Annotated in this window: 21 protein-coding genes and 31 other annotated features; of the genes, 6 read left to right on the top strand and 15 right to left on the bottom strand. The window is 52.4% G+C overall.

What is annotated here, in order from left to right; translation table 11 throughout:
• Nucleotides 1–175 precede the first annotated feature (175 nt).
• The 7 genes from nrfG to STM4276 all read right to left on the bottom strand — a co-directional run bounded on the left by nrfG (nucleotide 176) and on the right by STM4276 (nucleotide 6,988).
• Nucleotides 176–812, bottom strand: a protein-coding gene (nrfG, locus tag STM4282; protein ID NP_463147.1) for a component of formate-dependent nitrite reductase complex. Within the gene, nucleotides 176–796 belong to an annotated coding region; the region does not span the whole gene.
• Nucleotides 793–3,031, bottom strand: a protein-coding gene (gene nrfE / locus STM4281) for a formate-dependent nitrite reductase (protein NP_463146.1). Within the gene, nucleotides 793–3,015 belong to an annotated coding region; the region does not span the whole gene. The genes nrfG and nrfE overlap by 20 nt, the downstream gene beginning before the upstream one ends.
• Nucleotides 807–812, bottom strand: a ribosome-binding site (putative RBS for nrfG; RegulonDB:STMS1H004180). (Overlaps the previous gene by 6 nt.)
• The gene (gene nrfD / locus STM4280; RefSeq protein NP_463145.1) for a putative formate dependent nitrate reductase occupies nucleotides 3,008–3,975 on the bottom strand. Within the gene, nucleotides 3,008–3,964 belong to an annotated coding region; the region does not span the whole gene. The genes nrfE and nrfD overlap by 24 nt, the downstream gene beginning before the upstream one ends.
• Nucleotides 3,026–3,031, bottom strand: a ribosome-binding site (putative RBS for nrfE; RegulonDB:STMS1H004179). Its footprint overlaps the gene before it by 6 nt.
• The gene (gene nrfC / locus STM4279) for a putative formate-dependent nitrite reductase (RefSeq protein NP_463144.1) occupies nucleotides 3,961–4,643 on the bottom strand. Within the gene, nucleotides 3,961–4,632 belong to an annotated coding region; the region does not span the whole gene. The genes nrfD and nrfC overlap by 15 nt, the downstream gene beginning before the upstream one ends.
• Nucleotides 3,970–3,975 (bottom strand) — a ribosome-binding site (putative RBS for nrfD; RegulonDB:STMS1H004178). (Overlaps the previous gene by 6 nt.)
• Complete coding sequence (gene nrfB / locus STM4278; protein ID NP_463143.3) at nucleotides 4,629–5,282, bottom strand: formate-dependent nitrite reductase; 654 nt, start codon at nucleotides 5,280–5,282, stop codon at nucleotides 4,629–4,631. The genes nrfC and nrfB overlap by 15 nt, the downstream gene beginning before the upstream one ends.
• Nucleotides 4,638–4,643: a ribosome-binding site (putative RBS for nrfC; RegulonDB:STMS1H004177), on the bottom strand. (Overlaps the previous gene by 6 nt.)
• 24 nt (nucleotides 5,283–5,306) lie before the next feature.
• Nucleotides 5,307–6,935, bottom strand: a protein-coding gene (nrfA, locus tag STM4277) for a nitrite reductase periplasmic cytochrome c(552) (RefSeq protein ID NP_463142.1). Within the gene, nucleotides 5,307–6,743 belong to an annotated coding region; the region does not span the whole gene.
• Nucleotides 6,753–6,758 (bottom strand) — a ribosome-binding site (putative RBS for nrfA; RegulonDB:STMS1H004176). (Overlaps the previous gene by 6 nt.)
• Nucleotides 6,791–6,811 (bottom strand) — a protein binding site (putative binding site for NarL, RegulonDB: STMS1H000319).
• Nucleotides 6,842–6,988 carry a putative cytoplasmic protein gene (locus STM4276; RefSeq protein ID NP_463141.1) on the bottom strand — a complete coding sequence of 49 codons (147 nt, stop codon included), beginning with the start codon at nucleotides 6,986–6,988 and terminating at the stop codon, nucleotides 6,842–6,844. The genes nrfA and STM4276 overlap by 94 nt, the downstream gene beginning before the upstream one ends.
• Nucleotides 6,851–6,871: a protein binding site (putative binding site for NarL, RegulonDB: STMS1H000314), on the bottom strand. Its footprint overlaps the gene before it by 21 nt.
• Nucleotides 6,865–6,887, bottom strand: a protein binding site (putative binding site for FNR, RegulonDB: STMS1H000153). (Overlaps the previous feature by 7 nt.)
• Nucleotides 6,875–6,895: a protein binding site (putative binding site for NarL, RegulonDB: STMS1H000316), on the bottom strand. Its footprint overlaps the feature before it by 13 nt.
• Nucleotides 6,900–6,908: a -10 signal (putative -10_signal for nrfA; RegulonDB:STMLTH004663), on the bottom strand.
• Nucleotides 6,927–6,935 (bottom strand) — a -35 signal (putative -35_signal for nrfA; RegulonDB:STMLTH004663).
• A gap of 171 nt (nucleotides 6,989–7,159) precedes the next feature.
• Nucleotides 7,160–7,165: a ribosome-binding site (putative RBS for acs; RegulonDB:STMS1H004175), on the top strand.
• On the opposite strand from STM4276, the gene acs reads away from it, so the two are divergent.
• From acs to yjcG, 3 genes are all read left to right on the top strand, one after another.
• Nucleotides 7,160–9,133 (top strand): acetyl-CoA synthetase gene (acs, locus tag STM4275; RefSeq protein ID NP_463140.1). Within the gene, nucleotides 7,175–9,133 belong to an annotated coding region; the region does not span the whole gene. (Overlaps the previous feature by 6 nt.)
• A gap of 230 nt (nucleotides 9,134–9,363) precedes the next feature.
• Nucleotides 9,364–9,369 (top strand) — a ribosome-binding site (putative RBS for yjcH; RegulonDB:STMS1H004174).
• Nucleotides 9,364–9,693, top strand: a protein-coding gene (yjcH, locus tag STM4274; protein NP_463139.1) for a putative inner membrane protein. Within the gene, nucleotides 9,379–9,693 belong to an annotated coding region; the region does not span the whole gene. (Overlaps the previous feature by 6 nt.)
• Nucleotides 9,676–9,681 (top strand) — a ribosome-binding site (putative RBS for yjcG; RegulonDB:STMS1H004173). Its footprint overlaps the gene before it by 6 nt.
• Nucleotides 9,676–11,339 (top strand): putative SSS family transport protein gene (gene yjcG / locus STM4273; protein ID NP_463138.1). Within the gene, nucleotides 9,690–11,339 belong to an annotated coding region; the region does not span the whole gene. The genes yjcH and yjcG overlap by 18 nt, the downstream gene beginning before the upstream one ends.
• Before the next feature lie 38 nt (nucleotides 11,340–11,377).
• Here the strand turns inward: yjcG and STM4272 are convergent.
• Both STM4272 and STM4271 read right to left on the bottom strand, forming a co-directional pair.
• Nucleotides 11,378–12,073, bottom strand: a protein-coding gene (locus tag STM4272) for a putative inner membrane protein (protein NP_463137.1). Within the gene, nucleotides 11,378–12,067 belong to an annotated coding region; the region does not span the whole gene.
• Nucleotides 12,060–12,477, bottom strand: a protein-coding gene (locus STM4271; RefSeq protein NP_463136.1) for a putative inner membrane protein. Within the gene, nucleotides 12,060–12,470 belong to an annotated coding region; the region does not span the whole gene. The genes STM4272 and STM4271 overlap by 14 nt, the downstream gene beginning before the upstream one ends.
• Nucleotides 12,068–12,073 (bottom strand) — a ribosome-binding site (putative RBS for STM4272; RegulonDB:STMS1H004172). (Overlaps the previous gene by 6 nt.)
• Nucleotides 12,472–12,477, bottom strand: a ribosome-binding site (putative RBS for STM4271; RegulonDB:STMS1H004171). It lies within the gene STM4271.
• An 89-nt stretch (nucleotides 12,478–12,566) precedes the next feature.
• Nucleotides 12,567–12,572: a ribosome-binding site (putative RBS for STM4270; RegulonDB:STMS1H004170), on the top strand.
• On the opposite strand from STM4271, the gene STM4270 reads away from it, so the two are divergent.
• The gene (locus STM4270; protein ID NP_463135.1) for a putative LysR family transcriptional regulator occupies nucleotides 12,567–13,461 on the top strand. Within the gene, nucleotides 12,574–13,461 belong to an annotated coding region; the region does not span the whole gene. (Overlaps the previous feature by 6 nt.)
• A gap of 94 nt (nucleotides 13,462–13,555) precedes the next feature.
• Here STM4270 and yjcE read toward each other — a convergent pair.
• The 4 genes from yjcE to soxR form a co-directional block, all read right to left on the bottom strand.
• Nucleotides 13,556–15,212, bottom strand: a protein-coding gene (yjcE, locus tag STM4269; protein NP_463134.1) for a putative CPA1 family Na:H transport protein. Within the gene, nucleotides 13,556–15,202 belong to an annotated coding region; the region does not span the whole gene.
• Nucleotides 15,207–15,212, bottom strand: a ribosome-binding site (putative RBS for yjcE; RegulonDB:STMS1H004169). (Overlaps the previous gene by 6 nt.)
• A 139-nt stretch (nucleotides 15,213–15,351) precedes the next feature.
• Nucleotides 15,352–16,716, bottom strand: a protein-coding gene (gene yjcD, locus STM4268; protein NP_463133.1) for a putative xanthine/uracil permease family. Within the gene, nucleotides 15,352–16,701 belong to an annotated coding region; the region does not span the whole gene.
• Nucleotides 16,711–16,716 (bottom strand) — a ribosome-binding site (putative RBS for yjcD; RegulonDB:STMS1H004168). Its footprint overlaps the gene before it by 6 nt.
• 331 nt (nucleotides 16,717–17,047) lie before the next feature.
• The gene (locus STM4267) for a putative glutathione S-transferase (protein NP_463132.1) occupies nucleotides 17,048–17,724 on the bottom strand. Within the gene, nucleotides 17,048–17,716 belong to an annotated coding region; the region does not span the whole gene.
• Nucleotides 17,719–17,724, bottom strand: a ribosome-binding site (putative RBS for STM4267; RegulonDB:STMS1H004167). It overlaps the preceding gene by 6 nt.
• Before the next feature lie 284 nt (nucleotides 17,725–18,008).
• Nucleotides 18,009–18,529, bottom strand: a protein-coding gene (gene soxR / locus STM4266; protein ID NP_463131.1) for a redox-sensing transcriptional activator SoxR. Within the gene, nucleotides 18,009–18,467 belong to an annotated coding region; the region does not span the whole gene.
• Nucleotides 18,452–18,474, top strand: a protein binding site (putative binding site for SoxR, RegulonDB: STMS1H000365). It overlaps the preceding gene by 23 nt.
• Nucleotides 18,459–18,467 (top strand) — a -35 signal (putative -35_signal for soxS; RegulonDB:STMLTH004661). (Overlaps the previous feature by 9 nt.)
• Between soxR and soxS the strand changes: the two genes are divergently transcribed.
• Nucleotides 18,459–18,877, top strand: a protein-coding gene (soxS, locus tag STM4265) for a transcriptional activator of superoxide response regulon (RefSeq protein NP_463130.1). Within the gene, nucleotides 18,554–18,877 belong to an annotated coding region; the region does not span the whole gene. The genes soxR and soxS overlap by 71 nt on opposite strands.
• Nucleotides 18,477–18,482, bottom strand: a ribosome-binding site (putative RBS for soxR; RegulonDB:STMS1H004166). Its footprint overlaps the gene before it by 6 nt.
• Nucleotides 18,477–18,485: a -10 signal (putative -10_signal for soxS; RegulonDB:STMLTH004661), on the top strand. Its footprint overlaps the feature before it by 6 nt.
• Nucleotides 18,477–18,497, bottom strand: a protein binding site (putative binding site for SoxR, RegulonDB: STMS1H000364). It overlaps the preceding feature by 9 nt.
• Nucleotides 18,497–18,505: a -10 signal (putative -10_signal for soxR; RegulonDB:STMLTH004662), on the bottom strand. (Overlaps the previous feature by 1 nt.)
• Nucleotides 18,521–18,529 (bottom strand) — a -35 signal (putative -35_signal for soxR; RegulonDB:STMLTH004662).
• Nucleotides 18,543–18,548: a ribosome-binding site (putative RBS for soxS; RegulonDB:STMS1H004165), on the top strand.
• Here the strand turns inward: soxS and yjcC are convergent.
• Nucleotides 18,865–20,484, bottom strand: a protein-coding gene (gene yjcC, locus STM4264) for a putative diguanylate cyclase/phosphodiesterase (protein ID NP_463129.1). Within the gene, nucleotides 18,865–20,466 belong to an annotated coding region; the region does not span the whole gene. The two genes, soxS and yjcC, sit on opposite strands and share 13 nt — an antisense overlap.
• Nucleotides 20,479–20,484 (bottom strand) — a ribosome-binding site (putative RBS for yjcC; RegulonDB:STMS1H004164). Its footprint overlaps the gene before it by 6 nt.
• A 531-nt stretch (nucleotides 20,485–21,015) precedes the next feature.
• Nucleotides 21,016–21,021 (top strand) — a ribosome-binding site (putative RBS for yjcB; RegulonDB:STMS1H004163).
• Here yjcC and yjcB point away from each other — a divergent pair.
• The gene (yjcB, locus tag STM4263) for a putative inner membrane protein (RefSeq protein ID NP_463128.1) occupies nucleotides 21,016–21,310 on the top strand. Within the gene, nucleotides 21,029–21,310 belong to an annotated coding region; the region does not span the whole gene. Its footprint overlaps the feature before it by 6 nt.
• A gap of 277 nt (nucleotides 21,311–21,587) precedes the next feature.
• On the opposite strand, the gene STM4262 is transcribed toward yjcB, so the two are convergent.
• Nucleotides 21,588–23,661 (bottom strand): putative ABC-type bacteriocin/lantibiotic exporter gene (locus STM4262; protein ID NP_463127.1). Within the gene, nucleotides 21,588–23,654 belong to an annotated coding region; the region does not span the whole gene.
• Nucleotides 23,656–23,661, bottom strand: a ribosome-binding site (putative RBS for STM4262; RegulonDB:STMS1H004162). It overlaps the preceding gene by 6 nt.
• Nucleotides 23,662–23,686: the final 25 nt, after the last annotated feature.

Below are 23,686 nucleotides of genomic sequence, written 5' to 3'. Positions count from 1 at the left end.
GTTTTTATGCATAATAACGCGAGTTTATGGCGTTAATGATGAATAACTATTTGTTATGGAAAGTTTTTTACTTCGTCAAAAATGAATAATACACTGAGGTAATTAATTTTTACTTGTGTCTCATTCGCCGTTTTTTTAAACAGCACACATGACAAAAGTCACAAAAAAGAAAAAATTATTTCTGCCGATTTTGTAACAATTTAGCCAAATTAATGGCCTCTACCAGCTGCGCGCGGTTCACTCGCGGCGAGTTGGCATCCAGTAAGGTTTGCCACAGCGACACGGCTTGCGCATAATCCGCCTGCATAAACGCATCCGCCGCCAGCAGCATCTGCGCGGTCACTTCTGTCGCATCCAGCGCTAACGCTTTATTAATCATTTCACGCGTCGCAGGCGTCATATGTTGCCCGGCCTGGTAATACAGCACCGTTGCCAGCGCGGCGAAAAGCTGCGCGTTATCGCCTCGCAGACGCAACGCCTGACGATATGCCAGCAGCGCATTGTCATACGCATTGCGATAGAGATAATACTCGCCCAGCCGCGCCCATTGCTCGCTATCCTGCGGATTGGCGCGGATTTTTTCTTGCAGCCTGGAAAGCTGCGCCTCTGGCGTTTGCGGGTTCGTAAAGTCACGTAGCGGATCGGCCAGACGCTGTTGCTCGCTACGCACAGCCTGCCATTTCGGCGTCAACAGATAGCCGCCGACACAGGCAGCCACCATCAACACCGCCGCAGCCGCCAGACGCTTTACAGGCATGGGACGTAACGGCGCAGTGGAGTGTTCAGACTGGCTCATTGTTCCCCCTCTCCTGCGTGCTGACGCTTTCTCACCCGCCAGGCCACCACGCCCACCAGCAATAACAGCAGGTACGGCAGCGCCCACAACAGCAGCGTTTGCTCATTCAGCGGCGGGTTGTAGCGCACGAAATCACCATAGCGGTCGGTCATCCAGGCGGTGATTTCCGCTTCGCTTTTACCTTCGGCAACCATGCTGTAAACCTGATGGCGCATACTGACCGCCACGGGCGCATTGGATTCCAGCAAGTTCTGGTTCTGACACTGCGGACAGCGCAGCTGACTGGCAATAGACAGCGCTTTCTCCTGCTGCTGCGGGTTGGCAAACGTCCATGTGTCCACCACCTGGGCATGGGTGGCAAAAGGCAGAAAAATCAGTAAAGCCAAAAGTAACATCGTTTTGCCGGATGGCGGCGTGAACGCCTTATCCGGCCTACCATGCTTTTCACTCGTAGGCCTGATAAGCGCAGCGCCATCAGGCAATAACTCAGGATGCTTCCTCCCCCGCCATCCGCTCAGCAGCGCTCCACACACCATCAACAATCCCCCACCCCAGATCCAGCGCACGCCGGTCTGCACGTATAAGCGCATGGCGTAACGATCCGGTCCGGTTTTTTCGCCCATCACCGCGTACCAGTCATGTAGCAGGTTCCAGTGAATCCCCGGCTCCATCATCTGTTGACGACGCGCGGCATAGAAGCGCCTTTCAGGCTGCAGGCTGCCAATGCGTTTTTCATTCCGCCACAACGTGATCCGCGCTTTTTCACTGGTGTAGTTGCCTTTGGCTTCCAGATCCAGACGCTCGAAACGAAAGGTATAGCCCGCCAGTACCACCTGCTGACCGGGGCTGAGGTTAAGGCTGATTTCATGCCGACTGCCGCTGGAAACCATGATCCCGGCGGCGAAGATAAATACGCCCGTATGCGCCAGCAATGCCGGAAGCTGACAACGCACAGAGACTTTGCGGCTTCTGATTGTCGCCAGCACGATAACTACCAGCATCAGCAGGCCAAACGGCAGCGTGACGCGATTAAAATAGGGCGCGCCCACCGAAAGCCTTCCCCAGCCCATCAAACCATAAATCATGGGGTAGAGCGTCCCGACCAGCACGATCAACAAGACGGCGCTAAAGAGCAGCAGCGTCGTCAGAATGAGCGTTTCGCACTTTCCGCCGCCCAAACGCGTCGCCGGATACGGCTCCCGTGCCCGCCAGCCGTACAGAGCAAGCGATGCCAGACTTAACGCGGCAAAAAGGATAAACAGCGGCACCGCGCGCACGTTATCCAGCGCAAAAGCATGGACGGAGAGCAGAATGCCGGAACGCACAATCAGCGTTCCCAGCAACGAGAGGATCAGCGTCAGTATCGCCAGCAGCAACGACCAGTGGCGGAAGCTCCCGCGCTGGCGGCTGACATACAGACTGTGCAGCAACGCGCTGGCGGCAAGCCACGGCAACAACGAGGCATTTTCCACCGGGTCCCAGAACCACCAGCCGCCCCAGCCCAGTTCGCAATATGCCCACCACGATCCGAGAATGATCCCCAGCGTCAGAGCGCACCAACCCGGTAACGCCCAGCGCCAGCAAACCCAGGCGGTTGTGGCGTTAAAGCCGCCGCACAGTAGCGAAGCCAGCGCTACGCTCGCCGCGGTCATCAGGCCGCCATAACCCAGATAGAGCAGCGGCGGATGTAAGATCAGCCCCAGATGTTGCAGCATGGGATTAAGGTCGCGCCCTTCCATGGCGGGAGGGAAAATACGCAGGAACGGATCGGACCACAGCACAATAAATAGCAGCAGCGAGGCCATAATGAAGGACAAGATGCTCAGGGTCAGCGGAAAAAGCGCGTCAGATTCATGCCGGGAGCGCCAGGCGAATAGCGCCGTCCACCCCGAAAGAAGCAGCGCCCACAGCAGGAGCGAACCTTCATGACCGCCCCATACCGCCGCCAGTTTCAGTCCCCATGACAACTGACTATGGCTATGCTGCGCAACATAAACGACCGAAAAATCGCTGGTCAGAAAACAGCTAACCAGAATCGCAAACGCCAGTAGCAGCAGCGTGAACGCCGTCCACGCGCCGCAGGTCGTCAGGCGCATGACGCCGCGCCAGTGCTGCCCCATCCCGCACCACGTCGCCAGCGGGGTCAGCACGTTGACCCCGAGACTCAACAACAGCGCCAGAAATCCGGCTTCAGGAAGGAAGATGTCCAGATTATGCAACCGTTAGCTGTCCCGCATAAAGAATGAAAAAGCGCAGCAGCAGCACGCCGGTCAAACTGGCGCCGCAAACGGCCAGCACGCCGTGAAACGTGACGCTACGGTTTGCCCAGGGCTTCAGCAGCAGCGGGATAATCAATCCCAGCCCTACGACGCCAAGCCAGAACCACCAGCTCCAGAATCCGCCGCCCAGCGCCGCCGCCAGCGCGCGCATTTTGCCGTCATCGCCCAGCGCCAGCCCGATAAAAAAGGCCGCCAGCAGGAAGATCTCCAGCCATACCACTGGGGTTTCAATGCGATGTACAAAGCGCGCCTCGGTGCTGTGCGGGTTGCTACGATGGCGTAACGCCATAGCGATCAGCGCCACCGCCGCGCCGGAGGAGATGCCGGAGAACAGAAACAGCGCCGGCAGGATCGGGTTATTCAGGAACGGATAGGATTTCAGCGCCGACAGCAGAAAGCCGGTGTACGCCCCGAGCAGAACCGCCAGTACCAGCATTAACGTCTCCAGCGCGCGATGAAACGGCGCGATCAGCGTCAGCACTTTCTGCACGATCCCTGACCGCGGCAGCCAACGCTGTTGCAGGGCAATCACCTCTTTTTCAAAGATTTTCGCCAGCCACAGCACCAGCACTACCATGTACAACTGGAACAGCATCACCCCCATCGACATCACCGAGGTAAAGCTGTAGTGGAACATCAGCTTCCAGAAGGTCCACGGGCGCGTCAGGTGAAAGACCAGAATCAGCAGACCAAGAATAATCGCCCCCGGCCCTAACACCAGCGTAGTGCGCAGCAGCGTACTGTCCGAACCGCCCGCCTCCGGATGGAAGCGGCGCAGCAGAATCGCCAACGTAACCAGTCCGGCGGAGATGCCAATCAGAAACAGATAGATGGCGATGGGCCAGTCCCACACCAGTGATGCAAAATGAAATGCAGAAGCGGATGTCATTGGCTCACCTCCCCATAGTTAAAGGGAACGCGGTAGACCTTCGGTTTTGTGCCCAGCGCCAGCTTGTAACGATAGGTGGTTTTCTGCCGCAACAAACGGGAAATATCGCTGTTGGGATCGTCCAGATTACCAAACGTCAGCGCCTTCGTCGGGCATGACTCAACGCAGGCGGGCTGTTTGCCCGCTTTCAGGTTGGTTTTCCGGCAGAAATCGCATTTATCCGCCGTCTTACTGACCGGATGGATAAAGCGCACGCGGTAGGGACACGCGGCAATGCAGTACTGGCAGCCGACGCAAAGGTCCGGATTCACGTCGACAATACCGCTGGCGGCATCGCGGAATGATGCCCCCGTCGGGCAGACGTCAACGCAGGGGGCATGGTCGCAATGCTGGCACGAGTGGCGGAAGAAGCGATACTTCACATCAGGAAACGTCCCCTGCGGCTCGCTGCGAATAATCGTCAGGCGCGATACGCCTTCCGGCACGGTGTTGACTTCCCGACAGGCATCCATGCAGGCCGTGCAGCCGATGCATAATGACTCATCGTGTACCATGCCATAACGCACGCCATTAATATTCAACGTGTTCGCTACAACGCGTCCTGCCATCCCACTGACCGCCGCCAGCGCGCCGACGCGGGTAATAAATTGACGTCGGGTGCAACTCATGGCTGCTCCTTAAGCAACGGAACGGACGCCGGATTAAAGTGCGGGTTAGTACGCTGATCGCTGTGGCAATCCACGCATATTTTGATCCGCCCTTTCTCGCTTAGCGTCTGCATCGTGTCTTGCTGCGGATGCAGGGAATGGCAACTGGCGCAGGTCACTTTAGTAACATGAACATCGTGCGGCCAGAACGCTTTTTGCAGTTGTTCAGGCAAGTGGCAGGACATACAGACGCTGTTCTGCTGCTCTACCGTATACATCGGGTCGTTAAAACGCATCACATCTTTCACCCCTTCACGGTGGTGAAGCGACGGTTGACCGTGGCAGTTGGTACAGGTTATCGGCAATTTATTGTTCGGGTTGATAGCGCCCGTATGTTTACCGTGCATACCTTCGGTGTCCGGCTTGTGACAGTCCAGACAGGCAGCATCCGGATTACGCTGCTGGGTGACCGTCCAGCGTTGATCCGACTCCTGCGGCGTTGGCGTGGCAGTAATTCCACTCAGGCTCCAGAACAGGCCTGACGCCAGCACCCCAGCAGTTAATAACGAACGTAATACGCTCATATTCACTCCATTACATAATGCCTGATGGCGCGCAGCTTTAAGGCCTACAAGACTTCTGTAGGCCGGATAAAGCGCTTGCGCTGTCATCCGGCAAATTTGTCACATGTGAGGTTATTGGCTTAACAGACCGTTTTTACGCGCCTGATCTTCCCACTGCGGTACGACCGTTTTCAGGAAGTCCTGCTTCTCCGCGTTGATTTGTTGCATATTCAAACCAATCGCTTTCTGCGCCTTCTCTTTCGTCGAAATATCCGGCAGCGGAATTTCATGGGTAATGCCTTTGGTCGCCAGCAGTCGCGCCAGTTTAGTACGGGCATCCGCGGCTTTATCCATCGCACTGCCTAACATCCGTAGACCTTCTTCCGGGGCATGCATATGAATACCGTGTGACGCAATCGCCAGATCCCAACGCCACTGCGCGTGGCGAATATCGTTCAGAATCGGTTTCATTTCCGCGTCTGTCGCCCCCGCATCCCATGCGGCTTTCGCTTCGAAGTGCGCATGTACCAGCTGATCTTCAACCTTGATTTTCAGGTCATGAATCGCCTGTTTACGCTCGGCGACCACTTTTTGCAGGGACGCTTTGTCCTGGGTGTGGCAGTTGGCGCAGGTTTGCGCGAAATTGTCGAACGGGTTGCCGATTTTATGGTCGGTGTAGAGCTTGCCTTCGGCGTTCTGTACTTTCGGCATGTGGCAGTCGATACAGGTCACGTTGTTCTTACCGTGAATGCCCGCGCTCCAGGTTTCATATTCCGGGTGCTGCGCTTTGAGCATCGGGGTTTTCGACAGAGAGTTAGTCCAGTCAGAGAAGGCGATAGTGTCGTAGTATTGCTCCATATTTTCGACCTTCATGCCCTCATCCCACGGGAACTTAACGGCTTTGTTTTTACCGTCAAAGTAGTACTCCACGTGGCACTGACCGCAGACCATCGATTGCTGATCAAATCGTCCCGCTTTATCAAACGGTTTGCCGATAGCCTCCATCGCCCGTTCGGCATAGGGGCGCGACAACGTTAACGCTGGCTTCCCCTGGGCGAAATCGTCCGACGCGGTGTTATGACAGTCGGCACAGCCCAAATCGTTGACAATTTCCGGGCCGCCGCGCGCCCATTTGCCATGGAAGTAGCCGTCTTCGCCTTCTTGTTGGATAAGGCGCGCGACATCGGGGCTTTTACAACTCCAGCAGGCCATCGGCAGCGGGCCGTCTTCCGCCGTTTTTGGCGCGCCGGTACGCAGCGTTTCGCGCACGTCAGTTACCGCATACGCGTGGCCGCGTGGTTTGTTGTAATCACGGGAGAAGGGATAGCCCGCCCACAGGATCACCAGACGAGGGTCTTCCGCCAGCGCATCTTCACGGGCAGACTGTTCTGACGTCGCTTTCCATGACTGATATTGGTCGGGGTGTTGAGGCGCGAACATTTCATTTTTCGCTTCAACAGTAACGGTTTTTGCGGATTCAGGCGTTTGCTCAGCGTAAACAGAGGTAATGAAGAAAAAAGGAAATATAAGGCTGAAGAAACGGCGTGCGCGTAGTGTTTTCCTTGCCATAGAGGTCTCATCCAGATTGCGCCATTATCTTTAATGGCGATTTTTTATCGTTTTCCATAACAGCAACCGCACAAATACTGTTATTACATTGATCTCCTCTATGTGTAACAAATAACCACACTTAAAATGTTGTCTTTAATCAATTGTAAGTGTATGTAAAATACCACTTTAGAGTTAGTAACCTGGACAAAACTCCCTCTCTTTTCTGATTTCCGGACACGGATCACTTTTTTAAAAAATTTCATATAACGTCATGTTATCCCGAAAATTTATCTAATTTTGCGGGACACAATCAAAAAATAGATTGCTGCTTATTTGCACAGTTCCCTTTTTGCGTGATCTGTCGCCCAAATACTAAACAAAACTTATTAAGACCCTACATTTAACGTTTATGCGACATATTATTAACATCCTACAAGGAGAACAACAGCATGAGCCAAACACATAAACACGCCATTCCCGCCAACATTGCGGATCGTTGCCTGATAAATCCAGAGCAGTATGAGACTAAATATAAACAGTCTATTAACGACCCCGATACGTTTTGGGGCGAACAGGGAAAAATTCTCGATTGGATCACGCCGTACCAAAAAGTGAAAAACACCTCCTTTGCGCCAGGCAATGTGTCGATTAAATGGTACGAGGACGGCACGCTGAATCTGGCGGCGAACTGTCTTGACCGCCATTTGCAGGAAAATGGCGATCGCACCGCCATTATCTGGGAAGGCGATGACACGTCGCAGAGTAAACATATCTCTTATCGCGAACTGCATCGCGATGTCTGCCGTTTCGCGAATACGCTGCTGGATCTGGGCATTAAAAAAGGCGATGTGGTAGCGATTTATATGCCGATGGTGCCGGAAGCGGCGGTGGCAATGTTGGCCTGCGCCCGCATCGGTGCGGTGCATTCGGTGATCTTCGGGGGCTTCTCGCCGGAAGCCGTCGCCGGACGCATTATCGACTCCAGCTCGCGGCTGGTGATCACCGCTGACGAAGGTGTACGTGCCGGACGCAGTATCCCGCTGAAAAAGAATGTCGATGACGCGCTGAAAAACCCGAATGTCACTAGCGTTGAGCATGTGATCGTCCTGAAGCGCACCGGCAGCGACATTGACTGGCAAGAAGGCCGCGACCTGTGGTGGCGCGATTTGATTGAAAAAGCCAGCCCTGAGCACCAGCCTGAAGCGATGAATGCCGAAGATCCGCTGTTTATCCTTTATACCTCCGGCTCCACCGGCAAGCCGAAAGGCGTGCTGCACACCACCGGCGGCTATCTGGTCTACGCCGCGACCACCTTTAAGTATGTCTTTGATTATCACCCTGGCGATATTTACTGGTGTACCGCCGATGTGGGTTGGGTGACGGGGCACAGCTATCTGTTGTATGGCCCGCTGGCCTGCGGCGCGACCACCTTAATGTTTGAAGGCGTGCCGAATTGGCCAACGCCCGCTCGCATGTGCCAGGTGGTCGACAAACACCAGGTCAACATTCTCTATACCGCCCCGACGGCCATCCGCGCGCTGATGGCGGAAGGCGATAAAGCCATTGAAGGCACCGACCGTTCTTCACTGCGCATTCTGGGTTCCGTCGGCGAGCCGATCAATCCCGAAGCGTGGGAATGGTACTGGAAGAAGATCGGCAAGGAAAAATGTCCGGTCGTCGACACCTGGTGGCAGACTGAAACAGGCGGTTTTATGATCACGCCGCTACCAGGCGCTATCGAACTGAAAGCCGGTTCCGCCACCCGTCCTTTCTTTGGCGTACAGCCTGCGCTGGTGGATAACGAAGGCCATCCGCAAGAAGGCGCGACGGAAGGCAATCTGGTCATCACCGATTCCTGGCCGGGCCAGGCGCGCACTCTGTTCGGCGATCATGAACGTTTTGAGCAGACCTATTTCTCTACCTTTAAGAATATGTATTTCAGCGGCGACGGCGCGCGTCGCGATGAGGACGGCTATTACTGGATCACCGGTCGCGTGGACGACGTGTTAAACGTCTCCGGCCACCGTCTGGGTACGGCGGAAATCGAGTCAGCGCTGGTGGCGCATCCGAAGATCGCCGAAGCGGCGGTGGTGGGTATTCCACACGCTATCAAAGGCCAGGCGATTTACGCTTATGTGACGCTCAACCACGGCGAGGAGCCGTCGCCAGAACTGTACGCGGAGGTGCGCAACTGGGTACGTAAAGAGATTGGCCCACTGGCGACGCCGGACGTGCTGCACTGGACCGACTCACTGCCAAAAACCCGTTCCGGCAAAATTATGCGCCGCATTTTGCGCAAAATCGCGGCGGGCGATACCAGCAATCTGGGCGATACCTCGACTCTCGCCGATCCTGGCGTGGTGGAGAAACTGCTCGAAGAGAAGCAGGCCATCGCGATGCCGTCATAACCATAAATGCCGGATGGCAACGCGAACGCGTTTTATCCGGCCTACGACCCTACCCCTGCCCTCTCTCAAACCGGGAGAGGGAAATATAAAAAACCCTCCCCCAAAGGATTTCGTGTTACAGGAAGGCGGCAAGCGAGCACACCCTCAGCAGCATAGTTCAAGTTCACTATGTGGCTGGGGCGCGCGAGTGCGGCCAACGCGCCTGTAGCGCGAAAGACGCAGGGGGACCTCTGGAGAGCTCTGTGATGAATGACCAAATTTATCAGCGGATAGAAGACAGTGCGCGTTTCAGGGAATTAGTTGAAAAACGGCAACGGTTTGCCACGATTCTGTCGGTTATCATGCTGGCGGTTTATATCAGCTTTATTTTACTGATCGCCTTCGCGCCTGGCTGGCTGGGCACGCCTCTACATGCGGGAACCAGCGTCACCCGAGGAATTCCCATTGGCGTCGGGGTGATTGTGATTTCTTTTGTGTTGACCGGAATTTATATCTGGCGGGCGAACGGCGAATTCGATCGTCTTAATAACGCCGTACTGCATGAGGTGAAAGTATTATGAAGAGAGTTCTGACGGCGCTTGCCGCCGCACTCCCCTTCGCCGCTCATGCGGCGGATGCCATTAGCGGCGCGGTTGAACGCCAGCCCACCAACTGGCAGGCGATTATCATGTTTTTGATTTTCGTCGTGTTTACGCTCGGTATTACCTACTGGGCCTCTAAACGCGTACGTTCCCGTAGCGACTACTACACCGCTGGCGGCAATATCACCGGGTTCCAGAACGGCCTGGCGATTGCCGGCGACTATATGTCTGCCGCGTCATTTCTCGGCATTTCCGCGCTGGTGTTTACCTCCGGTTATGACGGGCTGATCTATTCGCTGGGCTTCCTTGTCGGCTGGCCAATCATCCTGTTTTTGATTGCCGAGCGCCTGCGTAATCTGGGACGTTATACTTTTGCTGACGTTGCCTCTTATCGCCTGAAACAGGGGCCAATCCGTATTCTTTCGGCCTGTGGCTCCCTGGTAGTGGTGGCGCTTTATCTCATCGCCCAAATGGTCGGCGCCGGTAAACTGATTGAACTGCTGTTCGGCCTCAACTATCACATCGCTGTGGTGCTGGTCGGCGTGCTGATGATGATGTACGTGCTGTTCGGCGGGATGCTGGCGACAACGTGGGTGCAAATTATCAAAGCCGTCCTGTTGCTGTTTGGCGCCAGTTTTATGGCCTTTATGGTGATGAAACACGTCGGCTTTAGCTTCAATAATCTGTTTACCGAAGCCATGGCGGTACACCCGAAAGGCACGGCGATTATGAGCCCAGGAGGATTGGTGCAAGATCCGATTTCGGCATTGTCGTTGGGTCTGGGACTGATGTTCGGCACCGCCGGCTTGCCGCATATTCTGATGCGTTTCTTTACGGTCAGCGATGCCCGCGAAGCGCGCAAGAGCGTGTTCTACGCCACCGGTTTTATGGGCTATTTCTACATTCTGACCTTTATTATCGGCTTCGGCGCTATCATGCTGGTGGGGGCGAATCCCGCCTATAAAGATGCCGCAGGCGCGCTGATTGGCGGCAATAACATGGCGGCGGTGCATCTGGCCAACGCGGTAGGCGGCAACCTGTTCCTCGGCTTTATTTCGGCAGTGGCGTTTGCCACCATTCTGGCGGTGGTCGCAGGTCTGACGCTGGCGGGCGCATCGGCGGTGTCGCATGACTTGTACGCCAACGTGTTCCGCAAAGGCGCAACCGAACGTGAAGAGCTGAAGGTGTCGAAAATCACCGTCCTGGTGCTGGGCGTGATCGCCATTATCCTCGGCGTCCTGTTTGAAAATCAGAACATCGCCTTTATGGTGGGCCTGGCATTTGCTATCGCCGCGAGCTGCAACTTCCCCATCATTCTGCTTTCCATGTACTGGTCAAAACTGACCACGCGCGGCGCTATGCTGGGCGGCTGGTTAGGTTTACTGACAGCGGTGGTGCTGATGATTCTTGGCCCTACCATTTGGGTGCAGATCCTCGGCCACGAAAAAGCGATCTTCCCGTATGAGTATCCGGCGCTGTTCTCTATCAGCGTGGCGTTCCTGGGGATCTGGTTCTTCTCGGCCACCGATAACTCGGCAGAAGGCAACCGTGAACGTGAGCAGTTCCGCGCTCAGTTTATCCGCTCCCAAACGGGATTCGGCGTACAACAAGGGCGTGCGCATTAATCTTACCGTTTCCTCCGGCCCTGTGGGTCGGAGGAAAATCAGAACATCACCCTCGCCACCAGCGGGGCTGCCAGCACCATCACCACGCCGGACAGCATCATTACCAGACTGGCGACGACGCCCTCCTGCTGACCAAGTTCATAGGAACGCGCCGTGCCCGCCCCATGTGACGCCGCGCCGAATCCTGCCCCTTTTGCCATGCCTTCCCGGATAGAGAGACGCAAAAATAGCGCGTCGCCGACCGCCATGCCAAACACGCCAGTGACGACCACGAACAGCGCCACCAGATCTGGCTGCCCGCCCAGGGGTTCTGCCGCCGCCAGCGCAAACGGCGTGGTAACGGAACGTACCGCCAGACTACGCTGAATCTCATCCGATAACGTGAACAGACGCGCCAGCCAAACGGAACTGGTGACTGCCACCACCGTCGCCGTCACTACGCCCGCGGTGAGCGACATCCAGTGACGTTTGATAATCGCGAGGTTATCGTACACCGGCACCGCAAAGGCAATGGTCGCCGGGCCGAGCAGCCACAATAGCCAGTGCGATTCACCAATGTAGTTTTGCCAGGAGATATGACCGAACACCAGCATTAACACCAGCAGTGCCGGCGTCAGCACTAATGGCATCAACGGCAATTTGCGAAAACGGCGATACAGGCGCTTATTGGCGAAATAAATTCCCAGCGTAATCACCAGGCACAGTACGCTTAACTGAACGTTATTCACGGTTTAGCCTGCTCATCTCATAGCGATACACTTTATCCACCACCCACGCCGTCGCGCCGAGTACCATTAAGGTACTGATCGCTATCACCGAGAAAATGCGCCAGCCGTCCACCAGTAACAGATGGGCATAGTTCACTACCGCCACGACGGCGGGAACAAAGAATAACAGCATCTCCGCCAGCAGCCAGCGTGCGCCTGCGCGTACCCAGCTAAGCGGAATAATCCGGCAAACGATCAGCGCCAACATAAGCACCATGCCGACCAGATTCGCGGGCAACGGCAGGTGCAGCCAGGAGACAAGATATTGGGAAAAAATGAATAAACCTGCATAGAGCAGTACCTGAACCGGTACCTGGAGTCGTTGCACAACGGCAGGCGTAACGCGGCTTATCGCCACAGCCATGAGGGAATGTCCTGAAAAATAATACGGAGCGCCAGTATAGAGAACCTCCGTCACGGGCAGAAATGAATTAAAATCATTGCAGGCATAGTCGGAAGGAATAATCATGGATATCAGAACGCTGCGTTATTTTGTCGAGGTGGTGCGCCAGCAAAGTTTCACCCGCGCAGCGGAGAAGTTATTTGTCACCCAGCCCACCATTAGCAAAATGCTGAAAAATCTTGAAGATGAGCTTAACTGTACGCTACTGATCCGCGACGGACGTAAGTTATTGCTGACCGATACCGGACGCGTGGTGTTTGAACGCGGTCTGGCGATCCTCGCTGAGTTTCGCCAGTTAGAGGCCGAGTTGAGCGATATTAACCATCTCAATAAGGGCGTGCTGCGGCTGGGTATTCCCCCGATGGTCGGCATGTTGATGGCCGGGCCAATCAGTTTGTTTCGACAACGCTACCCTGGCGTTGAACTCAAAATTTCGGAGTTTGGCGGCCTGACGGTACAGCAGGCGGTAATGAATGGCGAGCTGGATGTTGCGATGACCGCGCTCCCGGTGGAAGAAGCGAGCGGGCTGACGACGTTATCGCTGTTCAGCCATCCGCTGTGCGTGCTGGTTCCCCGTTCCGGTCAGTGGACAACCGGCGACTCCATCGCGCCTGAAGCTCTGGCGGAGCATCCTCTTCTTATCTATAACGAAGACTTTGCCCTGAGCCGCCAGTTGATGACCTTATTTAGCCAGCATGACGTAAAACCACGGATTGCCGTGCGCAGCGGGCAATGGGATTTTCTCGCCGCCATGGTGCAAGCGGGCGTCGGCATCGCCATTTTGCCGGAGCCGATTTGTCAGCGTCTGGATAAGGCCACGCTGCGCTGGCTACCGCTGGAAAGCGATCTCCGCTGGCAGTTGGGCATGATTTGGCGAGAGGGCGTGTATCTGTCGCACAGCGCCCGGGCATGGTTAACCTGTTGCGAAGGGTTTTGGCTGAAACAACCGTAAGCCATGGGTTAAGACCCTTGCCGGATGGCGGCGCAAGCACCTTATCCGGCCTACTTGTAGGCCCGGAAAGCATGGCGCCACCGGGCCACAAGGACTACTGATTTTCTATCAGTAGCGCTTCCATCAAATCCAGGTCGTGCAGCAGCTTTTGCAATGTTTCATTGCTGATTTCTCGCGTGGCGCGCAGATGATACAACTCGGCGCGCTCGGAACGCAGCGCCGCCAGACGGAAACGTCGCTCCAGGTTTTCTTCCTGTATGGAGCTTTCGACATCGTTTCGCCCATCGGCACGGCGACGCAAGTTACCAATGACACGTGAGCTTACTTCAGTAAGCAACTGATTATCGATGTTTTCTTCGGTATCCGCCGCCAGACGCTCTTCCATTTTCTGAATGGCGACAATCGCCACTTCCGCCGTCGCCGCGCGGGCGATACGCTCCTCTTTCAACTGTTGCGCATGATCGGCGACTTCCAGATGTTGCAACAGCAGCGGCAGCATGATCACGCCGACAAATAACGAGAACAGAATGACGCCAGCCGCCAGGAATACCAGTTCATAACGCGCCGGAAATCCGCTGCCATCCGGCAAAAGTAACGGTATAGAGAGCACACCAGCCAGGGTGATCGCCCCACGAACGCCAGCGAAGGAAGCAATCAGAATTTCACGCGACGTCCAGCTGGCGAACTCCATCGGTTTCTTCTTCAAAAAGCGCAGGCTGAACTTTTTCATGGTCCACAGCCAGCCGAAGCGAACCAGCATCAATGCCGCATAAATCAGCACGATATCGGTAAAGAGCATCCAGGTTTCGACATTCGGGTCAGCTTCCGCCGCCGCCAGCGAAGATTCCAGAATCCCTGGCAATTGCAGTCCCAACAGCAGAAAGACCATACCGTTAAAGACAAATTCCAGCATCGCCCAGGTACTGTTCGCGCGCAAACGCATTGCCAGCGGCGCGCGGCGCATTACGCCAGAACGGGTGATGGTCATCCCGGCGGCAACCGCGGCCAGGATGCCTGAGACGCCAATATGTTCGGCAATCAGGTAAGACGCGAAGGGCAGCAGAAACAGCAGGACGATTTGAGTCGCGGGTTCATCGCCACCCCAGCGGCTCAAAAAACGCAGCGAGCGGCCATACAGCCAACTGACTACAAAACCCGCCAGAATACCGCCGATAGCGACCTTAAAAAATTCCAGCGTCGCGCCGCCGACGGTAAAGACCATCGTCCCCATCGCCACCGCGACGGCGAATTTCAGCGATACCAGACCGGAGGCGTCGTTCATTAACGCCTCTCCCTGCAGAATGCCCATGATTTTTTTCGGGATACGCCCCTCGCCCACAATTCCGGAGAGCGCTACCGCATCGGTCGGCGACAGCACGGCGGCCAGTGCAAAGGCGGGGATCAGCGGAATGCCGGGCACCAGCCAATAAATCAGGAAGCCGATTCCAACGACCGTTACCAGGACCAGCGCCAGCGCCAGCCCGAAAATCTCTCGTCCATGCTCAAGAAATTCACGGGTCGGCGTTTTCCAGCCATCCGCAAACAGCAGCGGCGGAATAAACAGCACCAGGAAGAGTTCCGGGTCGAATTCCACATGCAAACCAAACGTCGGCCACGCCAACAGCGCGCCAACGGCGATCTGCATAAGGGGTAAAGGAAGCTGGAAGGGTAATACACGCGTAAATACCCCCGACAGCGAGACCACAAGGGTCATGATGAGTATTGTGAAGAAAATTTCCATGCGTTCCCTGTTTGCGATGTTTTTTATGATGGAGAGAGGCATCATGCCTCGGTTTCACCTTCTTCAGATTAACGCAAAAGGTAACGTGATGTGTCCTGAAAATGAAAACGGGCGGCCAACGCCGCCCGTTTTTCAGAATGAAGGCAGAGCTAGATAGCCCAGCCGCCGGCATAAAAAGCGACCAGCGCGACCGCAATGACGACAGTCCCGATATTCAGTTTACGCCATTCGCCGGAAACCAGACGCCCGACGACCAGCGTGGCAAAGCCGATCATAATCCCGGTGACGATGTTACAGGTCAGTACAATAAATACGGCCGTTACCAGCCCCGCCATCGCATCGACGAAATCAGCAAAATCGATTTTCGCCACGTTACTCAGCATCAGCAGACCGACATACATGAGCGCCGGGGCAGTTGCATAGACGGGAACGAGATAAGAGAGCGGCGAAAGAAACAGGATCAGCAAAAACAGCACGCCCACGGTAATCGCCGTCAGGCCCGTTTTACCGCCCGCCGCCGTACCGGCCGCAGACTCGATATACACCGCGGCTGGCGCCGCCCCGACCAGGCCGGAGAAAACGCTACTCAGTGAGTCGGTGGTTAGCGCTTTGCCGCCATCGATAATTTGTCCGTCTTTGTCCAGCAGATTAGCCTGCCCTGCGACCGCACGAATCGTGCCGGTCGCATCAAACACCGCCGTCATCACCAGCGCCAGTACGCTTGGCAGAACGACAGGGTTTAACGCGCCCATAATATCCAGGCTGCCGATCAGCGAGTTGCCGTTTTCATCGCTCAACGAAGGCATGGCGAAAATGCCGGAAAAATGGACGTTAGGATCGAAGAGCAAACCCACAATAGAAATGCCAATAATGGTCAACAGAATGCCGCCGGGGACTTTCAGCTTTTCCAGACCGAGAATAACAGCCAGACCCACAAGCGACATAATCACCGGGAAGGTATCGAAATCGCCCAGCGCGACCGGCAGGCCATCCAGCGGGTTTTTAATGACCAGGCCGACGCCGTTGGCGGCAATCAGCAACAAAAACAGGCCAATACCGATACCGGTTCCGTGGGCCACGCCCTGCGGCAAGTTACGCAAAATCCAGCTACGAATGCCGGTGGCGGAGATAACGGTAAACAGTACGCCCATCAGGAATACGGCGCCAAGCGCGACCGGGACGCTAATATGCTGCCCCAGGACCAAGCTAAACGCGGTAAACGCCGTCAACGAGATAGCGCAACCGATAGCCAGCGGCAGATTCGCCCAAAGCCCCATAACAATAGAGCCGACGCCTGCGACCAGGCAGGTCGCTACAAAGACGGCAGCAGGCGGGAACCCGGCTTTACCCAGCATCCCTGGCACCACGATGACGGAGTAAACCATCGCGAGAAACGTGGTTAAGCCAGCAACGACTTCCTGGCGAACGGTGCTCCCGCGTTGTGAAATTTTAAACCAGGCGTCGAGTGAACCGCCGGTACGCGCTGAAGGCGTAGACATAGAAAACATCCCCTGAGAATTTATTATTCGTCGGTATACGTGGGAGGTAATCCACTAACAGCGCAACGTTATCTCCTTGTGCTACATTTACGACAACCGGGGCGCCGCAAAAAAGCAAACGTTTAGCTCCACGTATACAAAACGGGTGGCAAAAAAAAGCAAACGATTATCCAGCGATCATCAACGCTTTTTCAACTGAACTTTGCCGCTTTTTATGCTTTTCTGCTTAGTATGCTCAATAAATCGCCAGACGATGCGCAAACGTTATCGTCCCTGCGCAATCCAGCAACAATTTTTCGCATCGCTGTTAGCAAATACGTTGCGCAATCTGCTCACAAAAACGCCATTATCCGCCGGGAATGGTAAACGGACCGCCCTGCTGAATCGCTCGCTGCCAGGCTGGACGCATTTCTACCCGCGCTTTCCATGCGTTGATATGGTCGAGATGAGCGATTCCGCCTCGGGCAAGCAGCGCAAATAGCGGGAAGCTCATCTGGATATCCGCCATACTTAACTGCTCTCCGGCAAACCAGGGGTGATTTGCCAGATGCCCGTCAATAAAGCGCGCATGGGTTTCCAGTTGCGGATTGAGGTACGCTTTTTGCGCGCCCTTACCGATAACGCCGCCCAACGTTCGCAGGCCCAATGGTACCGGCGGTTTACCCAGAGAGGTAAAGAGCAGTCTCATCAATAGCAAGGGCATGAGAGAACCTTCAGCGTAATGTAGCCAGAAGCGATAGTGTTGTTTCCCCTGCGCATCCGCAGGTTTAAAGCGTCCGATACTGTCGTAAGTGTCCTGCAAATATTCCAGGATGGCGCCCGATTCCGCAATAACCATACCGTGATCTTCGATAACCGGAGACTTGCCCAGCGGATGCACTTTTTTCAATGCCGGCGGCGCCAGCATGGTCTTTTCACGCTGGTAACGCACAATCTGGTAAGGCAACGCCAGCTCTTCCAGCGCCCACAAGATGCGCTGCGAACGAGACTGATTTAAATGGTGCACCGTCAGCATGGCTGTCTCCTGTAAGGTATGCCAACTAACTATAGAAAATTATGGCAGTTGCCGTAAAAATTTCGGCTAAAAAATCAGCATTTCGCTGGCGAACAGGGCGTCGTCGCTTACACTTACAGTATCAACACAAACCGGAACCTCCACCACGTGCTCGATATGAGGGGTGTTGACGTCGGGGGAAACCCTCCTGTAATCAGCGGGATAGAGCGAAAGACAAAGACCGGAAACAAACTAAAGCGCCCTTAGCGGCGCTTTAGTTTTAGGTGAGCTCAGCCCGATGGCCGAGTGCATGTTAATCATCTTCAAGCAGCCGGGCGCCCGTCCCGTGTTCGCCAAGCCTGTCGCCTGGATTTCGCAGCGGACAGTCGCTACGCGATAAACAGCCGCAGCCGATACAACCGTCCAGCTCATCGCGCAACGCCACCAGCGTATGAATACGTCGGTCTAACTCTTCGCGCCACTGCGATGAGAGCTGCTTCCACTCTTTCGCGCTTAACGTATGTCCTTCCGGCAAGATACCAAACGCGTCGCCGATAGTTGCCAGCGGGATGCCGATACGCTGGGCGATCTTGATAATCGCGACATAACGCAACACGTCACGCTTGTATCGCCGTTGGTTACCGCTATTACGGATACTGGTAATTAGCCCTTTGCTTTCATAGAAGTGCAGGGCGGACACAGCAACACCGCTACGTTTCGCAACTTCCCCCGGCGTCAGTAAGGCTTTTAAACGGGGAGATTTTTTTTCCATAAATCGCTTTACCTCAAGTTAACTTGAGGAATTATACTCGCCCGCAGACAAAACGACGAATCGAATACTGTTTAAGAGGCAACAATATGTCGCATCAGCAGATAATTCAGACCCTTATCGAATGGATTGATGAACATATCGACCAACCGCTAAACATTGATGTGGTGGCAAAAAAATCGGGCTACTCCAAGTGGTATTTGCAGCGGATGTTTCGTACGGTAACGCATCAAACATTAGGCGAGTATATTCGCCAGCGCCGTCTCCTGTTGGCGGCCGTTGAGCTACGAACGACCGAGCGCCCGATTTTTGATATCGCGATGGACCTGGGCTATGTATCGCAGCAAACCTTCTCGCGTGTATTCCGCCGCGAGTTCGATCGCACTCCCAGCGATTACCGTCACCGCCTGTAGGGCGTCTGCCCGCGTATCGTCAGAGGCGCGGGCGTTTGTTGTAGCCAGGCGATGAATTCCTGCGGTGGTAACGCCTTCGCAAAGTGCCATCCCTGACAATACTGAACGCCGCGTTTTAGCAACCAGCTAACCTGTTCAGCCGTTTCAACCCCCTCAGCAATGATTTTTAGCCGCAAACTTTGCGCCATTTCAATAATATGTTCCACAATCAAATGGCTGGCGCTATTAGTGGTTAGCGTGTCGACAAAAGATTTATCAATTTTTAAAAGGTCGATATTTAATGAGTACAGGTTATGCAAGTTCGAATAGCCGGTACCAAAGTCATCAATTGCCACCTCGTATCCCGCCTGGCGAAACGCCTGAATAATCGGCGTCATTTTAGGCACATCAATAAATCCGCGCTCAGTCACTTCAACCTTTATCTGTTGCGCAAGCACTGAATGCTGACGCGTTTTTTCATGAATCATCACAATTAGTCGGGAAGAGAGAAAATCGGCGGCAGCGAGATTGATAGAGACATAAAGATGCGGGTGCGCGGCCAGAAAACCACCTAAATCATTAAATACCTCTTCGACGACATAATCGGTGATCTGCTCAATCATCCCCTCTTTTTCCGCCAGCGGAATAAATTCGCACGGGCTCATCACCGGACCGTGATAGCCCGGCCAACGCAATAGCGCTTCGGCACCTACACATGTCCCGTTTCGGATATCAATGATCGGCTGATAATGAAGGCAAAGCTGGTGCCTGGTAATGGCCCGTTGCAGCAATCGACGCGGTGAGTAATATGCCTGCCGGGATCGTGACCACATAAATAAGATGATAATGCTACAGATGATCCCTAACGGTAGCGTTAACGTAAGCTGATGAAAGAGGTTCTGGTAAAAGCGTTGCTTTGAGGTTGACACAATCGCGGCAACCGGTCGTTTTGCTGATTTAACCAGAGTATAAAAACGCTCACCCTGTTGGAACACAGGTTCACTCCGTCGTACCAAAGGTAATAGCTGATCAGCCTGCGCCTGTTCACTCAGGGAGAAAAAGGTGTTGGTCACCGTATCATACATTCCCCAGGCCAACGCCGGATCGTCTGACATCACCTCGCTATAAGATAAGGGATTGATAACCGCGACATAGTTTCCCCGCTGCATATATGTCATTTTATAACCGTTGAAAAAAGGCGTATCACGATAGTAATAAATAGCGATGTCAGGCTTTCGTTTATAGTCAGCGCGGGGAATAAAATAAGGACTTGTTGGCGTCATAACCGTAGAGCATAGAAAACGCTGGCCCTTAGCATAAATCAACTCATTAATGTACAAACGACCGCGGATAATATTCAGCATTCGCTGTTGATGGGCTGGCGTACAGGCTTGCCCCTGATATTGTTCAGCGGCATCGCGGGCTAAATCTGCTTGCAGGATAACCCGCTCCGTTTTATCTAATACCAACTGCGCAAATGAATGTAACTGATTTCTGGTTTCAGAGACTGCCCGGATATGAGCAAACCAGATCGCCAGCAATATAGGAAGTAACACCACAATGATCGTTCCGAGAAATCTCAACACCTTGCGTCGTGTGCTTTGACTCATTTTCAGCCTATTTCCCTGCATTATTTGTGACTATTGTTGGCAAAATAAGACGTGAACCAAATGGAGGTTTACGGTGCATGAATTTATCAATATTAGCAACAGACTTTTACCGATCAACATTTACCATTAATAACTACGCGCAATCTCTTTCGCATACCAGGCAGGACACTAAATATTTTTGATAATATCAGATTTATACTCAAGTAAACGATGGGGTATACATCTTTACTCCTTTCTTTTGATAAATAACTTGATATTTTTATCAGGTCTGAATTTCACGAAAAAAAATAAAAGAGTAGTAATAATACATCTTTGCTTTCCGGCAGTTTCTCTACGGACGCGTAGAAGTCACACAAAAAATACGGTTATAAAACGCACAAAAAATACATTGCCGATCTGGCGAACAAGCTGGTTTTTGTGATATAGTTCACAAAAACAATGAAATAGAAACAATGTTTCATTCGATGTTGATGTGATGTCCGTTGATAGCCAGAATGTCCCACGTTTCCCGGGAACAACGCCGTGCTGTCCTGGACAAAGGTCTATTCAGAGGAAATGTTTCATGGCTGCCATAACCACTGGTGTCGTTCTTCTCCGCTGGCAACTGCTGAGCGCCGTGCTCATGTTTTTAGCCAGCACGCTCAATATCCGTTTCCGTAAATCAGATTATATTGGTCTGGCGGTGATCAGTAGCGGTCTGGGCGTGGTATCCGCCTGCTGGTTTGCCACCGGTTTACTCGGTATTACCATGATGGATCTCGCTGCGATCTGGCATAACATTGAAGCCGTAATGGTCGAAACGATGAGCCAGACCCCGCCAGAATGGCCGATGGTGCTGACCTGATACGCTATCGCTGCCGCTGAAGCCGCCCACCGGTTATCTCAACGCGGAATCGCGCGCCAGGGGTAGCCTTGCGCACCATCACGTCCCTCGCATTGCCGTTGATGAGGGCCGCCAGGTGTGGTTATCCAAAAATGGCAAGTGGAATAGCCCTAACAGAATCGAGCTAAACTTATTGAAGACGTTGCCGACTCGTTAAATGACAAAAAAGACCCGTTTGTGCAACGGGTCTTTTTTATTAAGCAGTACCACCTGATAACAGCGACAAGCGCTGCTTATTTTACATTAATAATTTATCCGGAGAACAATCACGGATTATTTTTCCACCTTTCATTACCAGGACCCGGTCAAAATACTTTATCAGATATCGACGATGCGTCACCATGATCAACGTTTTCCCATGAATAAACTCATCTAAGTTATCAAAAATTTGCTTCTCGGTATTCTCATCCAGATTTGATGTTGGTTCATCCCATAAAAAGACGCTGGCGTCACTACTCAGACTACGTGCTAATAATAACTGCTGCTGCTGTCCGGATGACAGGTTTTTAGCCATAAAATTCACCGGAAACTTCAGCCCCATAGGATGTTGCAAGATAAAACCACAGTTCGCCAGCTGAAGCGCCTTGAGTACCCGGCCCCTGTCGTTTTGCGGTTTTAACGCGAAATTACTTTCAATGGTTCCGGTGAATAAAACATCATGTGTCGTCACCACGCTTAAATGCTGAGAAAAAAAGTTCTGCGATAAATGTCCTAAGTTATATCCATCATATAAAATGGCACCGTCTGTTGGCGAAAGGTAGCCAGATAGCATTCCCAGTAATGAGCTTTTTCCTGCTCCGCATTCGCCTACCACCGCGACACGTTGCCCCGCAGGTATGTCTATAGACAGTCGGTTAATAATCATCGGAGATTGAGCATCATACTGATAACTCACGCCCCGGATAGAGATATCGCCATTGCACTTTGATATTGACTGTAATGCCGGTGTTTTTTCTGCCTGATCTTCATCAAAAAAAGAAAGCAGATCCTTACCGGTTTTTTCTGCTGATAAAATAGAGATTAATGTAGAAGAAAAATTCGAAATGATCCCGGAAATACGGCCAGAGACAATGACAGATGAAACAATTGCGCCAGTAGTAACATCACCCTTGATTACCATAAAAAAGGCTATTACCATAATAGTTATTTGGGTAATAGATGACATACTCCCCAATATAGATTGATAGATAAGATTTAATTTCCTTATCTTCAGGTTAAGATACGACTGTTCATTTGATGTATTAACCCAATCAAAAAGTAAACCTTGATTATTTAAGGTATGGATCATTTTAATAGATAAGAAAACTTCTGAGATAAAAATATTCCTGTTCTTCTGTCCTTCTTTTTGTTTGTTCATTAACTCATTAGTATAATGGTGGTTAACGAGGGAAATAATAATAGAGACGATAAACATGGTAATAGGTACAATAACAACCAGACCTAAATTTACATATATAACAATGAGAAATATAATAAATATTGGAATATCGGCTATACGTTGAAAGATCGAGTTTAATAAAACGGGTTTAATTTTCTGAAACTCATTCCATAGCACAAATGCTGATGACATGGATCTGCCATTTTTCTTTTTACTATAAAGTACCGCTTCAAGAAATGCGATATCAATATCGACGTCATCCTGCCTTGCTGTGATAGACTGATAAATATCTTTCGAAGTACGAAGGATAAACTCAAAAACAATAAATACAGCAACAATTATAGCCACGCCAAATAAAGATGAAACCGAAGCGCTTGGAACAAGCTTATCATAGAACAGATTACTAAATACTGGGATAGTTAACGCAAAAATTGCCATAAAAAGAGATGAAAAAAAGTATTTAGTATAAAAAATCTTGTTCATCGATAAAGAGTTTTTTATGATATTTTTTACTCTTATACTATCAACAACTTTATTTAAAGGTAGTATACTAAATGCAGATAACTCTTTTAAATATTCATCTTCAATTTCAACATAACAGAGTTCACCGCGCGCGTTTACCAACTTTATTTTTTGCCCGCCACTCACACACACCATCCACTTCATTTCTGGTGTTAATAGTAAAATCGGCATAGGCTCATTTAGTAAATCCTCACCATTATTAAATAATATATCCTGTAGAGAAAGCCCTAACGACAAAAAGAAATTCTTCATTTGTATAGAGTCGTCAGTGTTATTTCTGTCGTACTTTTTAAATCTTAAATTTATATCATCCTCTTTGATGTCAATTTTTATGTTGAATTTTTTAGACACTATAGATAATGCCGTTTCCGCACTTAAATAATAAGGTTCTAGTTTTTTATCCATAAGTAAACCCCCTCACCCAAAGGTGAGGGGCC

This window comes from Salmonella enterica subsp. enterica serovar Typhimurium str. LT2 (assembly GCF_000006945.2).
In the GTDB taxonomy this organism is placed as follows: Bacteria; Pseudomonadota; Gammaproteobacteria; order Enterobacterales; family Enterobacteriaceae; genus Salmonella; species Salmonella enterica.
The sequence above is the reverse complement of the archived record's forward strand: the minus strand, read 5'-3'. Positions and strand labels throughout refer to the sequence as shown.